Here is a 19,474-nt window from a genome sequence, read left to right on the forward strand (position 1 = left end):
CAAATTACAGCCTATGTCTACAACATCAAATCAGAAAGGGGTTCTAGATCGATTAAGGTCAGGTGAACCTATCCGGCTGAACGATCCAGAATATGCCAAAATTTATGAAATTGTAAATAGAACCATTCGGCTCTCACAATTGATGAATACAGCTACGAACGCCAATGCTGTCCGGGAGATCCTTTCGGATATCATTGGTTCAAACATAGATGAAAGCACTACGATTTTTGGCCCATTGTATACAAACTTCGGGGTATTCATCACCATAGGAAAAAACGTATTTATCAATCATGCGTGTTCTTTTCTTGATATGGGGGGCATTACGATCGAGGATCATGTTCTGATTGGTCCTAAGGTAAATCTCATCACCGAAAATCATCCCTTAGATCCAAGCGACAGAAGTGCATTAATTACCAAGCCAATTCTAATTAAACGAAATGCATGGATTGGGGCCGCAGCTACAATATTGCCGGGGGTAACCGTGGGTGAAAACGCCGTGGTAGCTGCAGGAGCTGTAGTATCCAAAGATGTTCCCGCAAATAGCATTGTGGCAGGAGTACCCGCAAGAATTATCAAAACCATATAGCAGCTAAACCAACTCAGATGAAATCATTACTAATAACGACCATCACCCTGCTGGCAGCGTTTAGCACTAGTTGTATAGGGCAGACCAACAGCAAACAGCCCAAAAATGAGCTTAATTTCATATTTCCAAAAGGTGAGTTAGGACCAGCTGAGAACTTTACGGGCAAGGCATGGAACATCGGCATTGTAGCTAATGACAGTGTTTATAACACCGTTATCGGAAATGTTTATTTCGAAGCGGGCGCAAGAAGTAACTGGCATAGACATCCTGCTGGACAGATCCTGATCATTACAGATGGGGTCGGCTACCACCAGATTAAAGGACAACCTAAACAAACACTTAAAAAAGGTGATGTCGTGCAATGTCCACCCAATGTAGAACACTAGCATGGTGCAGGTTTTGATTCGGGCATGATGCAAATGTATATTCTTCCGAAAACAGAAAAGGGTATTGTAACCTGGCTGCACAAAGTGACAGATGAAGAATATCGTGGAGGAAACCGTTAAGGTTATTCCTGTTTTAAGCATTTTATGGGGTCGACATGTGCCGCCTTTATGGCCTGCATGCTAACCGTGATCCAGGAGATGATTAATGCCAGGACCCCTGCCGCAACGAAATACCACAATTGCAGATCAATTCGATAGGCAAAAGAATTCAGCCAATAGGTGGTCAGCACATAGCTGATCGGAAGCGCAATAACAATCGCCACCACCACGGGAATCGTAAAATCTTTAGACAGGGTGTAAATGATATTTAATTCACTTGCCCCCAAGACCTTCCTGATGCCGATTTCCTTGAGTTTCCGCTCAGCAGTAAATGCGGCAAGGCCAAATAGCCCTAAACAAGAGATCAGAATCGCCAGCACCGCAAAATACCTGGAGAGTAAGCCTACCCTATTTTCTGAAACATACTGGGCCTGGTAATCCTGATCTAAAAATTTGTAGTCCAAGGCATATCCTGGATTGTATTGCTCGTAAAAATGCTGAAGCGCGGAAATGGCAGATTGTTCTTTACCTGCTCTGATCTTTACCATAATTCTATTGGTCTGCTCCGGTTTGAACCTGAAGAACATTGGCTGAACAGCAACATGAAGTGACTCAAAATGGAAGTCTTTAACAACTCCAATGATCTGGTATTCTTTCCCCCACAACGTAAAGATCTTCCCTATTGGATTTCTTAAACGCATAGCCCTGATGCCCGCTTCGTTTATGATCATTTTAGAAGTATCGGAACCGAATTTTGTGGAAAAACTTCTCCCCTCCGCCATTTCAATGCCCAGCGTTTCTATTAAGTCTGCATTTACCTGTGCTCGTTGAAATTTAATCACTTCTTCAGGATCCCTGCCTTCCCAGGAAAAGTCACCAAAGGTGAAGCTTAGGTCCCCGAGAAAATTTCTGTCCATGCTAGAGGCATTAACCACCCCAGGAATTTTTTTGATCATGGATAAGGTTTGGTTCACACTTGTCTTTACCCGCCCATCGGCTTCAAAATACAAGACATTTTCTTTGTTAAAGCCCAGGTTTTTCGATTGCACGTATTCTATTTGTTTATAGATTACGAAGACTGCGACAATCAGGACCACCGAAAGCGTGAATTGAAAAACAACCAATCCCTTCCGGGTAAAAAGTGTTGCTGCTGTCTGACTCAATTTCCCTTTCAAAGCATCGGCAGGGTTAAAACCTGAAAGATAAATCGCAGGATAACTACCAGAGATTAACCCTGTACAGATGGTAATGCCAACTAAAGACCATATCATTGTCCAGCTGGAGGTTAAAGCCAGCTGTTTATCGATGATGTTGTTGAACCAGGGAAGTAACATCTCAACCGTAACTAGGGCAATAAATAAGGACAAGAATGTGAGCATCATAGATTCAGCCATGAATTGCATCATTAATGATTCCCTACGAGCCCCCATTACTTTCTTGATACCAACTTCTTTCATCCTTCTGGAAGCTTTAGCAGTGGAAAGGTTCATGAAATTGATGCAGGCGATCACGAGGATAAAGACCGCAATCAGACTGAAGAGCCTCACGTACTCAATTCTTCCACCGGTTAACTTGCCGTTTTCATAACTATTGTATAGATAGCCCTCGGCGAAGGGCCTGATGAATAACGTTCTATGCTGTTGTCCTTTTGTTAGCATAAAATCTTCAATCTTATGGTTGAATGCATTTACATCGGTTCCTTTTTTCAGGACGATAAAGGTATTGGGTCCTACATTGCCCCATTTAAGATAATTCGGAGCAGTTTGCAAGAAGAGCTCTTGTGTTACCAGAAAATCAAACTGATCAGAAGAGGCTGAAGGTGTATCTTTGAATACGCCAGAGATTAGTGCATGGTTTTCTTTTTCCACATCTCCATTCCTCCAGGTAAGCGCTTTGCCAAGTACATTGGTGGATTTAAAAAGTTTAATTGCCAGGCTTTCGGAAATGACAATCTTGTTTAATCCTGTAAGCATAAGATTAACATTACCACTGACTACAGGATAGGAAAATATTTTGAAGAAATCGGGCCCGGCAAACTTGCCCCTGGCTTTGATGTTATTGTTCCCCTTGATGGAAATCTTTGAGTCCCCGAGCCAGTGGGTTGGGGACGCCATTACAGCATCTTCTACTTCAGGAAATTCTTTCTTCAGGGCTTCCGCCAGTGGCGCTGATGTTCCATCAGTGGTATTGATGGCAGCTGCAGTCTCGCTGTTTTCCATCACCTGGTACAGCTGCGCAGCTTTTTCATGAAATCTATCCATGCGGGTTTCATCAACTACCCATAAGTAAATCAGGATTGAACAAGACAGCCCGGCAGATAGTCCAATCAAGTTGATGAAAAATGAGCTTCGATGTTTTTTAAAGTTCCTGTAGAATAATAAAAAATGATGCTGTAACATGACGATTGGCTTTCTTGTGGGGGACCAAAGCATGTGCCATTGCAAATAGCGGTGTTGAATGACGTTTGAGGGATACTTCTTGGTGCAGCTGTTCGAAATTGAACAGTGCTGATGTTCATATATGAACGAAAAACAGGTTCATATCAAGCGAATTGTATGCATCACTCATTCAAAAGCGTGTTCCCATCAGCAAGGTAGGATGCGAAGCCGCGATCGGCTGTTATGGTTAAGACATCTAATTTAAGTTTTAGCCATACAAACTGATCCTTCCAAAATATTCAGATGAAAGAAAAAAGGTTCAGTACTTCTGACATACTGTTGTCATAACCCAATCTAATCTTTGTACTCGCAATGGTCATTATATTAACAAACAAAAATTAGGATTATGAATCTCGTTTCGATTAGAATTATTACAGAAGATGTCAAAGGGCTGGTAAATTTTTATGAGCAAGTAACTGCAATGAGCGCTTTGCAATACACGGATGATTTTGCCGAATTGCAAACCAACTCCGTGACTCTGGCAATCGGAAGTACTAAAACCTTACAGTTTTTCGGAGCCGAGGAAGTCGCAAAAGCGGCCCAAAACCGAACAGCAATCATAGAATTTAGGGTGCAAGATGTAGATGATGTGTACAGAAGGCTCGGTGACTTTCTAAAAACTTACCTTATCCAAGAGCCGACGTTGATGCCTTGGGGAAATAAATCCCTGTTGTTTCGTGACCCGGATGGAAACCTTGTGAATTTCTTCAGCCCCCTTACTGAGGAAGCAATCAAGAGATCCAAAAACTAAGAAAATAACATATGATGCGGTGTAGTTGTACTCCGGCTGAAGTACAGCCAGCTCAATTTATCTCATTAATAGATTGCATTATTAATGAGATAAGTTGAGAAATTATATAGCTATGGAAATGATTTTTTCTGACCTGTGAAAGTAGCTTATTCTCTCAAATACTTCAACCATGCATAGGGCTTTCTGTGCTTCAAATATTCAAAGTCACCTTCATTGGAATAAGCTTCCTTCTCGAAACAAATCTGACGATAAGCGCTGTAATGATTTCGATATTTAACCAGATTGATCAGATAGTGCAGGAAATAAAGTGGATAAAAGAAGATGATCAGCAATTCCTGCTGCTGTCTGAAATGCACCTTTTCATGATTGATAATCACCTGACTACTTTGGAGTACCTGCTTTTTAAAGATCATGAAAGGATATAACGCCATCGCATCTGCAGGTAGCTTCGAAAAAGTAATAGCCCAGTACTTCATAGCAGCAATATAGTATTATAGACGATAAGCAAGCCCTAAAAAGAAGGATCGTTGTGCATCATGTTGCAAACCATAGCTTAAACCTGCATCAAACTTGCAGTTTGAATTTACCGCATACTGCAACGCTGCATTCACGAAATTTGTCCACTGGTGCTTCTTAAATTCATAGGTCTGGTAAGTTTCAGCAATACCATCAAGATCTTTAATTACATGTTGACTAAGACTAATTGCCTGCAATACCTCCGTATGAAGGGCATTCTTGTCTTTGTCTTTCAGGCGATCGATTTCAAGCTGTAAACCGAGCGTCCAATCCGCAGGTAGCTTAAGTTCCATAGGCAACAGAAGCCCTGCTTCTACCTTGTTGTTATTGGCATTTTTTGCGGTCGGTAATGTAAAGTATGGCAACAAGGCAATGGAGAAATTTCCAGCGTCATTGCCGCGAAAGTTCTGTTTTAATCGGAATGTTAGATCGCCAATCCCTGCATCTCTCGATTTTTTGGCTGTACGCTGCTCCTGCGCATTTTCAATCATATAAGTATTTAGCATTAATTGCAGTGCTGTCGAACTGGTAAGACCTACATGAAAGTCAAGCGCATTGAAGGTAAATGTTTTTGTTTTTACACCTTCTGCGCGTTCAATGCCATAACTGAATAGAGCAGTTTCATACTGTACGTGACCCGCATCTACGGTTTTAGGTGTTTCCGCAATTCCTAGGCGGTCCGTTGCCATTTCCCGCATCTGCGCTTTGGGAACCGGATTTAATAAAGTGTACTTGCCTGTTTTTACTTGTTGGGCAAAGCCGGCAACGCTGGCAAGGGTGAAAAACGAACAAAGTAGGATCTTGAAATGCTTCATCATTCCAATAACCCTACTTTGCTAAAGTTGTTTTACTTGGCCTTGTGCAGTCTGTTTAGGCGTTATAACTGCTCAAAGAATCTATTCATTAGCTTGAAGAACGGTACAAAAGCAGTTAGTGGAAGTGTTTCTGCACAATCATAGATATCGTGGTAGGCGGATATACCACCCTGCGTATAGATGAAAAATGAAGGCACGCCTTGTTCGTGAAACCAGCAGTGATCACTATTACATGCCTCGCCCCTCGGTTCTACTTTTTTCAACAGCTTATTCGCTGTATTTAGCGCCACAAGTTGCTGAAACTTGTCTTTGTGAATGGTTGCATTAACCACTTTAATTCCTTCCTCACCGGTGCCTGCAAGATCAAAGTTTACCAGAAATTTAATCTTCTTAAGATCAATTAGCGGATTTTCAACAAAGGCTTTCGACCCGAGAATACCAATTTCTTCCCCCGAAAAACCAAGAAACACGGTATTGTACTTAGGCTGCTTTTTAGAGAACTGTTTAACAAAGCTGAGCATCATGGATACCCCGCTCGCATTGTCGTTGGCACCAGGAAAATAAACATCCTTTCCTAGCATACCTAAATGGTCGAAATGTGCGGTAATTACAACGGTAGAGTCCAATCCAGAACTACCCTTGATCATGCCTGCCACATTGCGCGTCTGGTATTCCGGAATAAGCATGGCCTCCACATCGATGTCAATACGCGTTAATTTAGCCGGGTTGAGATCAGCTTTATTTACCTGCAGTACAAACCTTGGTCCTTGCTCGGTAAGCGTGGTCCAAGTGAGTTTGTCCCTGCTGTAAATGATCAGACCTTTTAACTTCAAAGAAGGATCGCCCTTCAGCGCTTCCAGGTGCTGCGAAATGGCGGATGTTTGTTCCGCAGTTTCCTCTGAAACGCTCCGGTTATCCACCAACAGAAATTGCTCTCCCACTTCGTTTAATACTTCCAGGAGCCTGGAGGCATTTTCAAGGTCCGCGCGAAGTATTGGGTATACGCGGAAACTGCCCGAACAGGCCGGACTGCTTGCATCAACTAAATAATCTTTTGCGGTGACCAGTTTATGGCCAACCAACGAGACCTCTACCTTACCTGGAAAGGTGTTCACGGAGAGGTTGAAGTTCTGAAAATAGGAGCCTTGATTCAAAGGAATCACCCCAGCTTTCTTAAACTCCCCTGCAATGAATTCAGATGCTTTTTTTGCACCATCTCCAAAGTATCCCCGGCCTTTATAGGCTGGGGATGCCAGGGTTTTCACGACCGATCTTGCATATTCAATATCCTGAGCAAGCAGTGTCTGCCCGCAACACCACAGCGGTATTGCAAGCAGAAACCTTTTCAGGTGCCTTTTTAAATTGATCACAATGGTCTATTTCGTGGTCGGCTTCGCAGACATGAAGAACTCAATCTGTCCGCCATTCATGATCTCATCATGGTTCAATGTTCTGCGGTCAAGTACTTTGCCATTCAGGAGCACTTTGGAAACATACACATTCTTGTTGCTTTGGTTTCTGGTTTTTACCCTGAAGGTCTTTCCGTTTTCCAGATTGATGCTTGCATTCACCACGGCCGGGCTACCGAGTTCATAAGTTGTTGAACCAGGCGCCATTGGGTAAAATCCAAGTGAGCTGAAGATGAACCAGGCACTCATTTGTCCGCAGTCGTCATTACCACCTAAACCATCAGCAGTTGGTCCGTACATTTTCTTCAGGATCATTCTTACCCGGTCCTGTGTTTTCCAGGGGGTTGAGGTGTAGTTGTATAGGTAAGCTGCATGGTGTGCAGGTTCGTTGCCGTGTACATAGTTGCCAATAATCCCTTCTCTGGTGATGTCTTCTGTATGCGCGAAAAATTCATCCGGCAGGTGCATGGTAAACAATGAATCCAGGTGTTTAGAAAAACGTGCTTTTCCACCACGAAGTTTGATCAGCTCCTCCGGATTGTGTGGCACATAAAGACTGTAGTTCCATGCATTACCTTCAATAAAGCCCTGACCATGGGTGCTTAACACATCAAATTCTTTCTTGAAGGAACCATCTTTCAAACGCGGACGCATAAAGTCTGACTGCTTATCATAAACGTTCCTCCAGTTTTCGGCGCGTTTCATGAATTCGTTGTAGACTTCGGTGTTGTTTAATTTCTTTGCAAGCTGAGCAATGCACCAGTCGTCGTAAGCATATTCCAGGGTGTTTGAAACCGAGGTTCCGTTGACATCTGCCGGAACATAACCAAGATCCATGTATGCGCCTATGCCCTCATAATCGCGCTTTTTAGCAGTCGCCACACAGGCAGCTAAAGCGGCATTTGGATCACCTTTGTATATGCCTTTCACGATTGCATCTGCAACTACGGAAACGCTGTGGTAGCCGCTCATACACCAGTTCTCATTTGCATAATGCGACCAGATCGGCAGCATTTTCCATGCGCTCTGATCATAATGGGCCATCATAGATGACACCATATCAGCGCTTCGCTTTTGCTGTACGATGTTAAAGAATGGATGTAAGGCCCTGAAGGTGTCCCATAAAGAGAAGGTGGTATAGTTGTCGAAATCAGCCGCTTTATGGTTGTTCTGATCTAATCCGCGATAATCTTTGTTTACATCGTTGTACACCGTAGGATTGATGAACGTATGATACATGGCGGTATAGAAGTTCACCTTATCATCATCATTAAGGGTGTTTACTGCAATTTTGTTCAACTCTTTATTCCAACTCTGCTGCCCATCCTTCTTCACCTTTTCGAAATCCCAACCTGGAATTTCGGTCTGCATATTCAGCAAGGCATTTTCCTGGCTTACCGGAGAGATCGCGAACTTGATCTTCACCTGCTCACCTTCTGTGGTTTTGAAGTCAAAGTAAGTCCGCATACGCTTTCCTGCCATTTCCGGGAAGTTTTTGGTCTGGTTCCATTTGCCCCAGAAGCCTCTATAAACCTGCTTGTCGTCATAATTCTTCTGTCCATATTCCGTAAATGGCTTGGAGAAGGTCATGGCGAAGTAGACCGTTCTGGTTCTAGCCCAGCCTGAAGTCTGGCGATATCCCGTAACTAGGGTATCATTTACCACATGCACGTAGGTCCAGACATTCTTATCGTCGTAGTTGTAAATACCGGCCATCAGATCGAGAATGATGTGCGACTGGTCTGATTTTGGGAAGGTATATTGGTGAAAGCCAACGCGCGGACTCGTGGTCATTTCAGCTACGATGTTATGATCATCCAGCTTTACCTTGTAATAGTTCGCTTCCGCGACCTCATTATCATGCGAGAAAGCAGAGCGGTAGCCATTCTCCGGATGATCGGCGGTGCCTGGGTTTAGCTGTAGTTTTCCAGTGGTCGGCATGATCAGGAAGTCACCCAGATCCGAATGACCGGTGCCGCTAAAATGCGTATGAGAAAAGCCTACAATGGTTTTATCAGCATACTGATAACCTGCGCAGTAGCGGTACATGTCTGGATTATACTTGCCGTTCATTTCGTACGACAAGGTATCTGTGTCCGGACTCAACTGAACAGCACCAAAAGGGACGGTGGCTCCAGGATAAGTGTGCCCCATCTTTGCGGTACCAATAATTGGTTTAACATATTGGTACGGTTGTTTTTGTGCCTGGACAGCGGTTGAACTCAGGATTACTGCCAGTGCAACGAATAGTTTTTTCATGCTTTGTCTTCTACATTGATTGTGATGCCGTAAAAATAATTTTATCGGCTGCATTTCTCACAGGAAAGCTATAGAAATGTTGTGACAAAGCATGTTTAATCTACCGCCCGCCGGAATAGCAAAGCGCCTACCGTCAAATTTGTCCGTGGATCAATCAAAATCGCACCGCCGTTGGAAGGACTCTCCTCGTAACGGTCAAATGCGATTGGATCCGCGGTTTTAATGACCACTCTTCCAATATCATTCAGCTTAAAATCTTCTGCAGGATATTTCTCCAGATTGCTGATGTTGACTTTGTAACGGATTTCCTGAACCTTACACTTGGTATGCTTACTATGATGCTGCACGAGGTACATCACTGAAGTATCCAGCGGGCGTGAATCCATCCAACAAAAATCTGCTTCAATCTTCTTGGAGACTACAGGTTCCCGGCCTGCCGCTACGAGCATATCGCCCCTGCTTACATCGATGTTATCTTTTAGATGCAACGTCACCGACATTCCTTTTTCTGCGGAATCCAGCTGCTGTTCTGCAAACTCAATGCGGCTGATGCTGGTGCTAAAGCCGGATGGCTGGACCACAACCTGATCATTGACTTTGAAAGTGCCACTTACCAGCCTGCCAGCATATCCTCTGTAGTCGTGCAACGCTTCCGTTTGTGGCCGGATGACCCACTGCACCGGCATACGCCCATATTCAAATGGCGCCTTTGCAGTCACGGGAACAGTCTCCAGGTGGTGCAGTAAACTTTTGCCCTTGTACCAGGACATTGCGTTCGATTCATTGACGATGTTGTCGCCTTTCAAAGCACTCACCGGAATAAAGGTGACTTCCTCCAAATTCAGCTTCCCAGCGATCTCCAGATATGCTTTTTTGATGTCATTGAACACTGCCTCACTATAATCAACCATATCCATCTTGTTGATGCAGACCACCACATGGGGTAGCGCAAGCAGTGAAACCAGGAAGGAGTGGCGAATGGTCTGCTCTGAAACCCCGTTCCGTGCATCGATCAGGATGATTGCCAATTCCGAGTTAGATGCTCCGGTAACCATGTTCCGGGTGTACTGAATATGTCCGGGTGCATCGGCAATGATGAATTTTCTTTTATCCGTTTGAAAATACTTGTAAGCAACATCGATCGTGATACCTTGTTCGCGCTCCGCTTTCAGTCCATCGGTAAGGATGGCAAGGTCAATGGTGCCATCATCATTTTTCCTGTTGGAGGAATGAAGTGCTTCCAGCTGATCGGCTAGAATGGAGCCACTGTCGTACAACAAACGACCGATCAAGGTGCTTTTACCGTCATCTACACTTCCTGCAGTAATAAATCTTAAAATATCCATTAAAAGTATCCTCCTTTTTTTCTGTCTTCCATGGCTGCCTCAGACACTTTATCGTCCATCCGGGCTCCTCTTTCACTAATTTTCGAGCTGCTGATCTCTTCAATGATATCATCGATCAGGTAAGCTTCTGATTCTACCGCAGCCGTGCAGGTCATATCCCCAACCGTACGGAAACGCACTGATCTGGTAGTAATAATATCCTCTTCGTCCATATTCAAGTATTCTGCAGCAGCCATCAGCTGACCGTTACGTGTGATCACCTGCCGCTTATGCGAGAAGTAAATGCTTGGTAGCGGTATTTGCTCACGTTTGATGTAATTCCAGACGTCGAGCTCCGTCCAGTTGCTGATTGGGAACACACGTACGTTTTCCCCCTTATGGATCTTGCCGTTATACAAGCTCCACAACTCAGGGCGCTGTAACTTCGGATCCCACTGCCCAAATTCATCACGCACGGAAAAGATGCGCTCTTTAGCACGTGCTTTCTCCTCATCGCGCCGCGCGCCGCCGATGCAGGCATCAAACTGATATTTCTCAATCACATCCAACAGCGTTACGGTTTGCAAGGCATTGCGGCTGGCATTTTTACCTCGTTGCTCTACGACCTTACCTTGGTTGATGGAGTCCTGAACATAGCCAACGATCAGCTTTTCATTAATCCGTTCGACCATCTCATCACGGTAGCTGATGGTTTCAGGAAAATTATGTCCGGTATCAATATGTACCAGTGGAAAGGGGAATTTGCCCGGTCTGAAAGCCTTTTGGGCCAGGTGTACCAGTGTAATTGAATCCTTTCCGCCAGAAAACAGTAAGGCAGGTTTCTCAAACTGCCCCGCCACTTCGCGTAAGATGTATATCGCTTCAGCTTCTAAATGATCTAAGTAATCCATTGTTATTCTCTATTTCTCTACGACTTCATTGTGCGTATGTAATCCGCATTCTCTTTTGGAGGAATCCTCCCACCACCACCTTCCGGCGCGGAAATCTTCACCGGGCTGTACCGCACGCGTGCATGGTGCACAACCAATACTGGGAAAGCCGCGGTCGTGCAAAGGGTTATACGGAATGTTATTTTCTTTGATATAAGTTTTTACCTCCTCCAGCGACCAGCTGAAGATGGGGTGATATTTGATGAGCTGGTTCTGCTCATCCCATTCTATGGCGCTCATGTCATGCCGGTTTAGTGACTGTTCTGCCCGGATGCCTGTGATCCAAACCTCATTCCCCCACAAAGCGCGTTTTAATGGCTCCAGTTTACGAATGCCGCAGCATTGCTTACGGTTCTCTACAGATTCATAAAAGCTGTTTGGCCCTTTTTTGCTCACCATATCCTCCAGCAGTTCCTGATTAGGATAGTAGGCCAGAATAGGCTTTTGATACATCTCCAGGGTACGGTTCCACACATAGTAGGTTTCTGTAAACAGCCGGCCCGTCTCCAGCGTAAAAACCTCTATAGGAATGTTATTTCGGAAGATCATATCGGTGATCACCTGATCTTCCCAGCCAAAGCTGGTTGAAAACACGACCTTACCAGGGTAGGCCGCAGCAATAGCCTGCAAGGTCTCTACAGGCGTTGCGTCTAGTATTTTGTCTTTTAGTGTTGTTGAAAAATCCATTTTAAAATGCTTTAAAATTGCTTTACGTCAGCTTGTCCAGGAAAACGTAAAGGCTTCTCAGGCTTACCAGCGTGACGATAATGCCCACACAAACCATGATCGTTTTGGCAGAGATCTTATTGGACACGCGGACAGCAATCGGTGATGCAATGGCACTACCAATGATTAACCCTCCGATCGCCTCCCAGTGCAAGCCATTTACCATGGTGATGAAAGTGATCGAACTCAGAAAGGCAATGAAAAACCTGGAAAGTTTTACCGTTCCCAGGGAGGTTCTGGAATTTCGACCGCCAGCGATCAGTGAAGACAGCACGATGGAGCCCCAGCCGCCGCCACCTACAGCGTCCATAAATCCGCCACCCAGACCTAGGGGGATAATCTTCTTGATCTTGTCGCCCAGCTTACGTCTTTTCACTTGGAAGGCTTTGGACAGGATCACCAGTCCGAGCACCAGGGTATAGGTCGACACAACGGGCTTGATATACATATTGTAATGTTCAAAACTGCTCAAAAGGTAGGCGCCTGTCACCGCACCTATACTACCGGAGATTACCAACAGCTTGAAAAGCTTTTTATTTACGTTACCGAGTTTAAAATGCATCCATCCAGCAATGGCATTACTCATGATCTCCGAGAGATGCACAGCCGTACTGGCCGAGGCTGGTGGTATACCCATGGACAGCGAAAAGGTGGTTGAAGTAACGCCATACGACATCCCGATCGCACCATCGATCATCGAAAAGATAAATCCAGCAACAAGGAAATAGTAGAAATATGGATTTATGCCTTGTACCGTTTGCTGGAAGCCAGGCTCATAATGCCAGAGCAGCACCCCTATGATTGTTGCACTGATGAAAATGGTACACCAGGCCAGCAGCTTGTAATTGGTATTAAATCGCTTTGCCGGTTGGTTGCCCGTAATCATCACCTCTGTGATCTCATTCAGCTTTCTTACCTTCTCCGCGAAAGTACCGTTCAGCTTGTTCCGTACCTGATGCAGCTGTTGTATGGCAGTATCCACATTATCTGGCAAGGCTTTCTCCAGGTCTTCTTTGATCCGTTTTGCCATGGTCGGCGACTTCCCATTGGTTGAAATGGCGACCTTCAGATCACCCTTTTTTACGATGGAACCAAGGTAGAAGTCGCATAAGGCAGGTTTATCTGCGAAGTTCACGAGCAGTTTTCGTGTCCTCGCTTCCTGACGGATGATCTCGTTCAAAGGATGATTGTTGGTGGCTACGATAACCAGGTCTGCATCGTCCAGGTCGGAGACCGAAAAAGGTCGCTCCTGAATACCAATGTTATCGTAATCCAATGCAACAGCCCTTACTGCCGCTGACACCTCCTCTGCTACAATGCTGATCTTGCATGCCGGGCTGTTGCTGATCAATGAAGAAAGCTTCTCCAGGCCAACATTACCTGCACCAACAAGCAGTACCCGAAGCGTGTTCAGCTTGAGAAAAACCGGAAAAAGCTGATTATCACCGGCCGTTGTTAGTACCTCTGGTTTATTCTCGTTCAGCAAGTTCATAGAAAGCTCTTATCGGTTGGAAGTCAGCATGCAGGCCTACTACATCTCCGAACACGATCAGTGCCGGTGAGTCTATCTTCTTATCAGCTGCAGCCTCCACGATGGTGGAAACTGTGCCGACAACCATTTTTTCGTTTTCCATGGAGCCATTCTGGATCACGGCGACCGGAAGCCGGTGTTTACCCTCAGCCGCAAAAACAGCGGCGATTTCTGCAAGCCTCTTGATGCCCATCAATACGACAACCGTTGCTTTACTTTTTGCCGCATCGTAGAGATCCTTAGAGATACTGCCATCAGCTGTTGTACCGGTGACTACCCAGAAGCTTTCACTTAGGCCGCGGTGCGTAACCGGAATGCCCTGCAGCGCAGGTACGGAGATCGAACTGGAAATTCCAGGAATAACTTCTGCTTTGATGCTGTACGAATCCGCGAATTCGACCTCTTCGTAACCTCTTCCAAACACGAAGGAATCACCACCTTTCAGGCGCACCACGTGGCCATAGTTCAATGCATAATCCACCATCAGTTTGTTTACAGCGCCCTGTGAGTAAGAATGATCACCGGAGCGTTTTCCTACGTACACTTTTGTGGCATGTTCAGGTGCATGATCTAAGAGCGCCTGATTTACCAGGGCATCATAAAGCACCACATCGGCCGATTTCAAGGCTTTGATGGCTTTAAGGGTGATCAAATCCGGATCGCCGGGACCAGCACCAACAAGGGTTATTTTAGGTTCTTTTACGGTTGTTTGTGTTTTGGTCTGTATCATAGATTTACCAATGCCTCTCTTTTAACTTTAACTTTTTCCAGGAATGCCGTTGCCTGATTCAGGTAGGCTTCAGCGAATTCCGCAGACGGTTCATTTTTATTTATTTGAAGGACGATATCATTGAATGTGCCGTCCAGCTCAATTTCATGTTCAGTTACGTAGTGGATGTCGAATTCTTTGATGATGCCGGTTTGTGTACTGCTGTTCACCCCTTTGTCAAGCAGCAGCGCTTTGGCACCGCTGATAAACACGCTGTAAGCATGATAGATGGCATCAGCATAAGATTTTCCTTCGAATGCCCGTTTAGCCCAACCATGCTTCTCATCAGCTTCATAAAGTAAGGTTGCTACTAAGTCGATCACCACTCCGGCACATTCTCCTACCCCGATGGCCGTTTGGAAAGTCTCCTGATGGCCCCAGTCTACAAATTCATCATCGGTCAGATTGGTTAAATCTGCCAGCGGCTTCAACAGCTGATAGTAATGATCTTTGCCGAAGCGATCGTAGTAAGCATTAAAGGTTTCTCCTGGCAGCTGATTTAAGCTGTAGTCGTTTAGTATCCTTCTTAGCACATCCTTCACGCGCTTGGAGGGCACCTTGATAACCTTGTCCGCTGCACGACCTGCGCCATCTCCGAAAGTTCCACCACCCACGAGCACCTGTGCTGCTGGGATAACCTTTGCACCGGCTTTCAGGGAGCTGCCATGGAAGCCAATATGTGCCAGCCCATGTTGTCCGCAGCTGTTCATACAGCCACTGATCTTGATCTTGATATCCTGATTGAGGATCAGATCTTCATACTCGTCATAGATCAGGTTTTCCAGTTCCCTTGCCATCTCCGTACTGTTGGAGATACCAAGGTTGCAGGTATCTGTTCCAGGGCAGGTGGTTACATCGGCGACACTGTTGAAGCCTGGAATGGCATAGCCAAGCTGATCCAGTGCTACAAACAAAGCCGGTAGTGCCGCTTCCCGTACATATTGTAAAAGCAGGCCCTGGTTGATGGTGATTTTGATTTCATCCGCTACATACGGGCGAATGGCCTCGACCAGTTGTCTTGCTTTTACGGTAGGGATATCGCCGGTCAATACCTTGATGTACACGCCAAAAAAGCCTTCTTGCTTTTGCGGAAAAACGTTTGTCTGCAACCAGGTATCGTAATGGTGTTTATTGATGATCTCTACTTCCGGGAAGCTTACCTCTTCAGGAAGCAGCGGCTGGCGCAGTGCATGCCGGTTAACCTCCAGGCTTTTCACTTTATTCGCCGTACGCTCTTCAGCGATTAGGCGGAGCAGCTCCTCCAGGCCGATCTTCTGTACCAGGAACTTCATCCGTGCCTTGTTCCGGTTGTTACGTTCACCATGGCGATCAAATACCCTTAAGGTTGATTCAATAAAAGGTATCAGCTGGTCTTCAGGTAAAAACTCGTTTACGGGATGTGCTATGGATGGAATGGCTCCAAGGCCGCCACCAAGCATGACTTTAAATCCTCTTTCCTCGCCTTTAAGCTTGGGAATAAATCCAAGGTCATGGATATAGGTAAATGCGGTATCGTCGTCCGTTGCAGAGAAAGCAATCTTAAACTTCCTGCCCATATCCTGGCAAATTGGGTTACGAAGAAAATACGCGAAAGTGGCGTGGGCGTATGGCGAAACATCGAATGGCTCATTGGGATCAATGCCGGCCGTCGGTGAGGCGGTAACATTCCGCACGGTATTTCCGCAGGCTTCCCTCAAGGTAATATCATCCTGCTCCAACTCCGCCCAGAGTTCAGGCGTTCTGTCCAGGCTCACATAGTGTATCTGTATATCCTGACGAGTGGTCAGGTGCAAATTACTGCTGGCGTACTTATCGGAAATATCCGCAATCTTTAATAACTGCCTGAAGCTGACCTTCCCAAAAGGAAGCTTTATGCGCACCATTTGCACACCCGGCTGTCGCTGGCCGTAAACGCCGCGCGCAAGCCGTAAACTTCTGAATTTTTCGTCATGGATCTTCCCTTCCCGAAATGCCCGGATCTTTAACTCCAGGTCAATGATATCCTGCTCTACAATTGGATTTTCCAATTCGGTTCTGAAACTCTGCATTGGTATTTAGTAATGGTTGGTTGATTTATAAAATAGCGTTGGTTATTTCAAATATAATATAATGCATATAGATTTAGTAGTCTTTCTTTAAATAAATGAAAAAACACGCCATTTAAATCAACACAGCTAACTGAATACCAGTATATAGCAACAAAAATCCCGGTGAAATGTCACCGGGATCTTCTTTGGAAATAATGTTTAAAAATGATATTACGTTTAGAACAGCCCTTTAAGCAGGTTGTTTTCGCGGGCAATGACATCAGCAATGCTGGTCTCGGATAAGATCTTCAATGAAGCATTTCGAACGTCGGTGAAGACGTCTCGAATGCCGCAGGTTTTCTCGTCGATACATTCCTCGCACCGCTGATAAAAGTTCAAGCTTACGCAAGGCAGCAGGGCGATTGGGCCACCAGTAATCCGCAGTATCTGGGTTAGGAAAATCTCGTTCGGATCTTTATTCAAGCTATAACCACCCCCAGCACCTTTCTTACTTACCAGCAGTCCGGCATTTCGCAGTTCGAGCAGGATCTGCTCGAGAAACTTCTTCGGAATTTTATCTTCCTGAGCGATACGTAATATTTGCATGGGCTCTTTTCCATAGTTTTTACCCAGGATCACGAGCGCTTTAATGGCATATTGCGTTTTTTTGGATAGCATTCAGCAAAGTAAAACAATTTATTTGTAAACCTAAACACGCTGCCAGTCGGCCAACCAGCGCAGCAGCACCTCGGTCCAGCCACTCAGCTCAGGGTTATCCAGCGCGGCACCTACACCGTGTTTACCCCGCGGATATACATGTAAAGCTACCGGAACTTTGTGCTTTACGCAAGCCTCTGCAAAAAGAAAGGCATTCTGCACCGGCACGGCGCCATCATCGGCGGTATGGAAGATGAAGGCAGGCGGAGTTTGTGGACCAACATGTAGCTCCCCCGAGAACTGTTGCCTTTGTTCCTGTGTAGGATGGTCTCCTAGCAGGTTCTTTACGGAGCCTGCGTGCGTGAATTCACCGAATGTGATTACCGGATAGCCCAGTACCACGCGATCCGGCCGGGCAGATACTGTTGCAGCAAGATCATCTTCGGGGTCCTTGTATAGCTCGGGTTGGGTTGCCACGGTTGAGGCCAGGTGCCCGCCGGCGCTGAAACCCATCAGGCCGATGCGTGAAGGATCAATACCGAACTCAGCCGCTCTGGATCGAACAATGCGCATGGCACGCACCGCGTCTGCATAAGGCGCCGGGAACTTATTGGGTGCAACCCGGTAGGTCAGCACCGCAGCGACCATCCCTTTTGAAGCAAATAGCCTCGCAAACTGGATACCCTCATGATCTGAGGCCAGCATGCCATAGCCGCCACCCGGACAAACGACCATTGCGGCCCGCTTAACTACGGCACTTCCTTTAGGCCTGTAGATTACCAGATTGGGACGTTTACCTGGATCGGTTCCGTTGTTTTTAGAGCCCTCAGCCCACAAGTTGATCGTTATTTCTTCCAGCTGCAAGTTTGGTTCATCTTCGGCAGCTGGAACAGCTAATGCGCTAAAACTGCAGGTGCTTAAGACACCAAGACTAAGGGATGAGGTTTTCAGGAACATTCGCCGGCTATTTTCTTTCATGGACATATGCAATTAGAACTTATACTTAGATTCCGGATCAAATCAGCGATCTTCTGCGATGATCTTTAGGCAAGTAAATTAACACATAATGGATAAAAATCATACATTTAGGGAGGAAATGCAGTAAAAACCACAATGTCTGAATATAGATTACCCACCATTAAGGAAATTGCCAAACGACTTAATGTTTCTGTATCAACGGTGTCTCGCGCACTCCGTGATCATCCGAGTATTGGACTGGTGACGACGATGCGCGTGCAAAACGTGGCCAAAGAGCTGGGTTATGAAGTAAACCGCTCCGCAATTCACTTCAAAGAACGAAAAACCTATTCTATAGGCGTTATCATCCCCAACCTTTCTGAGCCCTTCTTCTCCTCTGCCCTAACCGGAATTGAAGATGCTGTAGAAGCTAATAATTATAATGTGATCATTGGGCAGTCGCTGGAGAGCTTTGAACGGGAGAAAAGGATTGTAGAAAACATGAAGGATCACCGGGTAGACGGCATTTTGGTGTCGCTTACGAAGGAAACTTCTTCCTATGAGCACTTCGAGAGCCTCAAAAAGTACAACATTCCTGTGGTCTTCTTCGACCGCATTCCAAGTAAAAAGGACATCAATTATGTCGCCTGCAATCTCGTTTCCGGGATGCTGCAAGCCATTACAAAGCTGGTGAGCCTGGGGCATACCCGCATCGGGCTGATTAATGGCCCGGCAAAACTCGCGGCAACCTTACAGCGGCTTGAGATCTATTACAAGTGCCTCAAAGCCCATGACCTGCAGCTGGACCATGAGATTATCGTTTCTACCAGCCTATCCAAAGCCGACAATTGCAGGGCGATGAGCCAGCTGCTGGACATCGCTGAGCCGCCTACAGCAGTAATTGTTTTCAATGACTATGTACTGCTGGATTGTATTGCTACCGTGAAATCCCGCGGCCTGGTCATTAACAAAGACATGAGTTTTATCAGCTTTGCAAACCTTCCAATCTGGGAGTATATGGACAGCGTGCCTTTGGCTTCCATTGAGCAGTTCGCCTATCAGCAGTCGTCCATGGCCACAGACTTTCTTTTCCAGCTGATTAAACATGCCGGAAATCCTGCTGGTACTGAAGCCCCACTGTTGCAGCACATTATCGATTCAGAGATGATCGAATACACCCGTCCTGCAGGTCAATAAACCGAAAAGCATTATCGAATCCTGATTTAGCGCAACCGTTTGCGTTGAAATTGCACAATCGTTTGCGTAAGCTACG

General features: G+C 45.7%; 17 protein-coding genes. 4 read left to right on the forward strand and 13 right to left on the reverse strand.

Annotation, left to right across the window (positions count from 1 at the left end; translation table 11 throughout):
- Positions 1–13 precede the first annotated feature (13 nt).
- Both AC5WJX_RS08195 and AC5WJX_RS08200 read left to right on the forward strand, forming a co-directional pair.
- Positions 14–586 carry a DapH/DapD/GlmU-related protein gene (locus tag AC5WJX_RS08195; protein WP_494484130.1) on the forward strand — a complete coding sequence of 191 codons (573 nt, stop codon included), beginning with the start codon at positions 14–16 and terminating at the stop codon, positions 584–586.
- Between the two features lie 17 nt (positions 587–603).
- Entirely contained in the window at positions 604–972 is a 369-nt protein-coding gene (locus AC5WJX_RS08200) for a cupin domain-containing protein (protein ID WP_494484131.1), read from the forward strand.
- Between the two features lie 122 nt (positions 973–1,094).
- Here AC5WJX_RS08200 and AC5WJX_RS08205 read toward each other — a convergent pair whose 3' ends face one another.
- Positions 1,095–3,503: an ABC transporter permease gene (locus AC5WJX_RS08205; RefSeq protein WP_494484132.1), complete on the reverse strand. Its 2,409-nt coding sequence runs from the start codon at positions 3,501–3,503 to the stop codon at positions 1,095–1,097.
- 352 nt (positions 3,504–3,855) lie between these two features.
- On the opposite strand from AC5WJX_RS08205, the gene AC5WJX_RS08210 reads away from it, so the two are divergent.
- Entirely contained in the window at positions 3,856–4,260 is a 405-nt protein-coding gene (locus tag AC5WJX_RS08210) for a VOC family protein (RefSeq protein WP_440431588.1), read from the forward strand.
- A 146-nt stretch (positions 4,261–4,406) separates the two neighbouring features.
- Here AC5WJX_RS08210 and AC5WJX_RS08215 read toward each other — a convergent pair whose 3' ends face one another.
- The 12 genes from AC5WJX_RS08215 to AC5WJX_RS08270 all read right to left on the reverse strand — a co-directional run bounded on the left by AC5WJX_RS08215 (position 4,407) and on the right by AC5WJX_RS08270 (position 18,222).
- The gene (locus AC5WJX_RS08215; protein ID WP_494484133.1) at positions 4,407–4,736 is read right to left on the reverse strand and encodes a hypothetical protein; all 330 of its coding nucleotides are present in this window, start codon (positions 4,734–4,736) and stop codon (positions 4,407–4,409) included.
- A gap of 15 nt (positions 4,737–4,751) precedes the next feature.
- Positions 4,752–5,594, reverse strand: coding sequence for a transporter (locus AC5WJX_RS08220; RefSeq protein WP_494484134.1), 843 nt, complete (start codon positions 5,592–5,594; stop codon positions 4,752–4,754).
- Positions 5,595–5,653: 59 nt separating this feature from the next.
- On the reverse strand, positions 5,654–6,961 hold the full coding sequence (locus AC5WJX_RS08225) for a M28 family metallopeptidase (RefSeq protein ID WP_494484135.1): 1,308 nt from the start codon (positions 6,959–6,961) through the stop codon (positions 5,654–5,656).
- 6 nt (positions 6,962–6,967) lie between these two features.
- Positions 6,968–9,259, reverse strand: a complete 2,292-nt coding sequence (locus AC5WJX_RS08230) for a GH92 family glycosyl hydrolase (protein ID WP_494484136.1) — start codon at positions 9,257–9,259, stop codon at positions 6,968–6,970.
- 95 nt (positions 9,260–9,354) lie between these two features.
- Positions 9,355–10,605 carry a sulfate adenylyltransferase subunit 1 gene (locus AC5WJX_RS08235; protein WP_494484137.1) on the reverse strand — a complete coding sequence of 417 codons (1,251 nt, stop codon included), beginning with the start codon at positions 10,603–10,605 and terminating at the stop codon, positions 9,355–9,357.
- Entirely contained in the window at positions 10,605–11,495 is an 891-nt protein-coding gene (gene cysD, locus AC5WJX_RS08240; protein WP_440431575.1) for a sulfate adenylyltransferase subunit CysD, read from the reverse strand. Before cysD ends, AC5WJX_RS08235 begins: the two co-directional genes overlap by 1 nt.
- Before the next feature lie 9 nt (positions 11,496–11,504).
- Positions 11,505–12,221 (reverse strand): phosphoadenylyl-sulfate reductase, encoded by a 717-nt coding sequence (locus AC5WJX_RS08245; protein WP_494484138.1) that lies wholly within the window; start codon positions 12,219–12,221, stop codon positions 11,505–11,507.
- 22 nt (positions 12,222–12,243) lie between these two features.
- Positions 12,244–13,752, reverse strand: coding sequence for a TSUP family transporter (locus AC5WJX_RS08250; RefSeq protein ID WP_494484139.1), 1,509 nt, complete (start codon positions 13,750–13,752; stop codon positions 12,244–12,246).
- On the reverse strand, positions 13,730–14,521 hold the full coding sequence (gene cobA, locus AC5WJX_RS08255; protein WP_494484140.1) for a uroporphyrinogen-III C-methyltransferase: 792 nt from the start codon (positions 14,519–14,521) through the stop codon (positions 13,730–13,732). Before cobA ends, AC5WJX_RS08250 begins: the two co-directional genes overlap by 23 nt.
- Positions 14,518–16,608 (reverse strand): ferredoxin-like domain-containing protein, encoded by a 2,091-nt coding sequence (locus AC5WJX_RS08260; RefSeq protein ID WP_494484141.1) that lies wholly within the window; start codon positions 16,606–16,608, stop codon positions 14,518–14,520. The genes cobA and AC5WJX_RS08260 overlap by 4 nt, the downstream gene beginning before the upstream one ends.
- A gap of 216 nt (positions 16,609–16,824) precedes the next feature.
- Positions 16,825–17,265 (reverse strand): RrF2 family transcriptional regulator, encoded by a 441-nt coding sequence (locus tag AC5WJX_RS08265; protein WP_494484142.1) that lies wholly within the window; start codon positions 17,263–17,265, stop codon positions 16,825–16,827.
- Positions 17,266–17,295: 30 nt separating this feature from the next.
- Complete coding sequence (locus tag AC5WJX_RS08270) at positions 17,296–18,222, reverse strand: alpha/beta hydrolase (protein WP_494484143.1); 927 nt, start codon at positions 18,220–18,222, stop codon at positions 17,296–17,298.
- 135 nt (positions 18,223–18,357) lie between these two features.
- Between AC5WJX_RS08270 and AC5WJX_RS08275 the strand changes: the two genes are divergently transcribed.
- Entirely contained in the window at positions 18,358–19,398 is a 1,041-nt protein-coding gene (locus AC5WJX_RS08275) for a LacI family DNA-binding transcriptional regulator (RefSeq protein ID WP_494484144.1), read from the forward strand.
- Positions 19,399–19,474: the final 76 nt, after the last annotated feature.

Source organism: Pedobacter sp. NEAU-ZC8, from assembly GCF_059278965.1.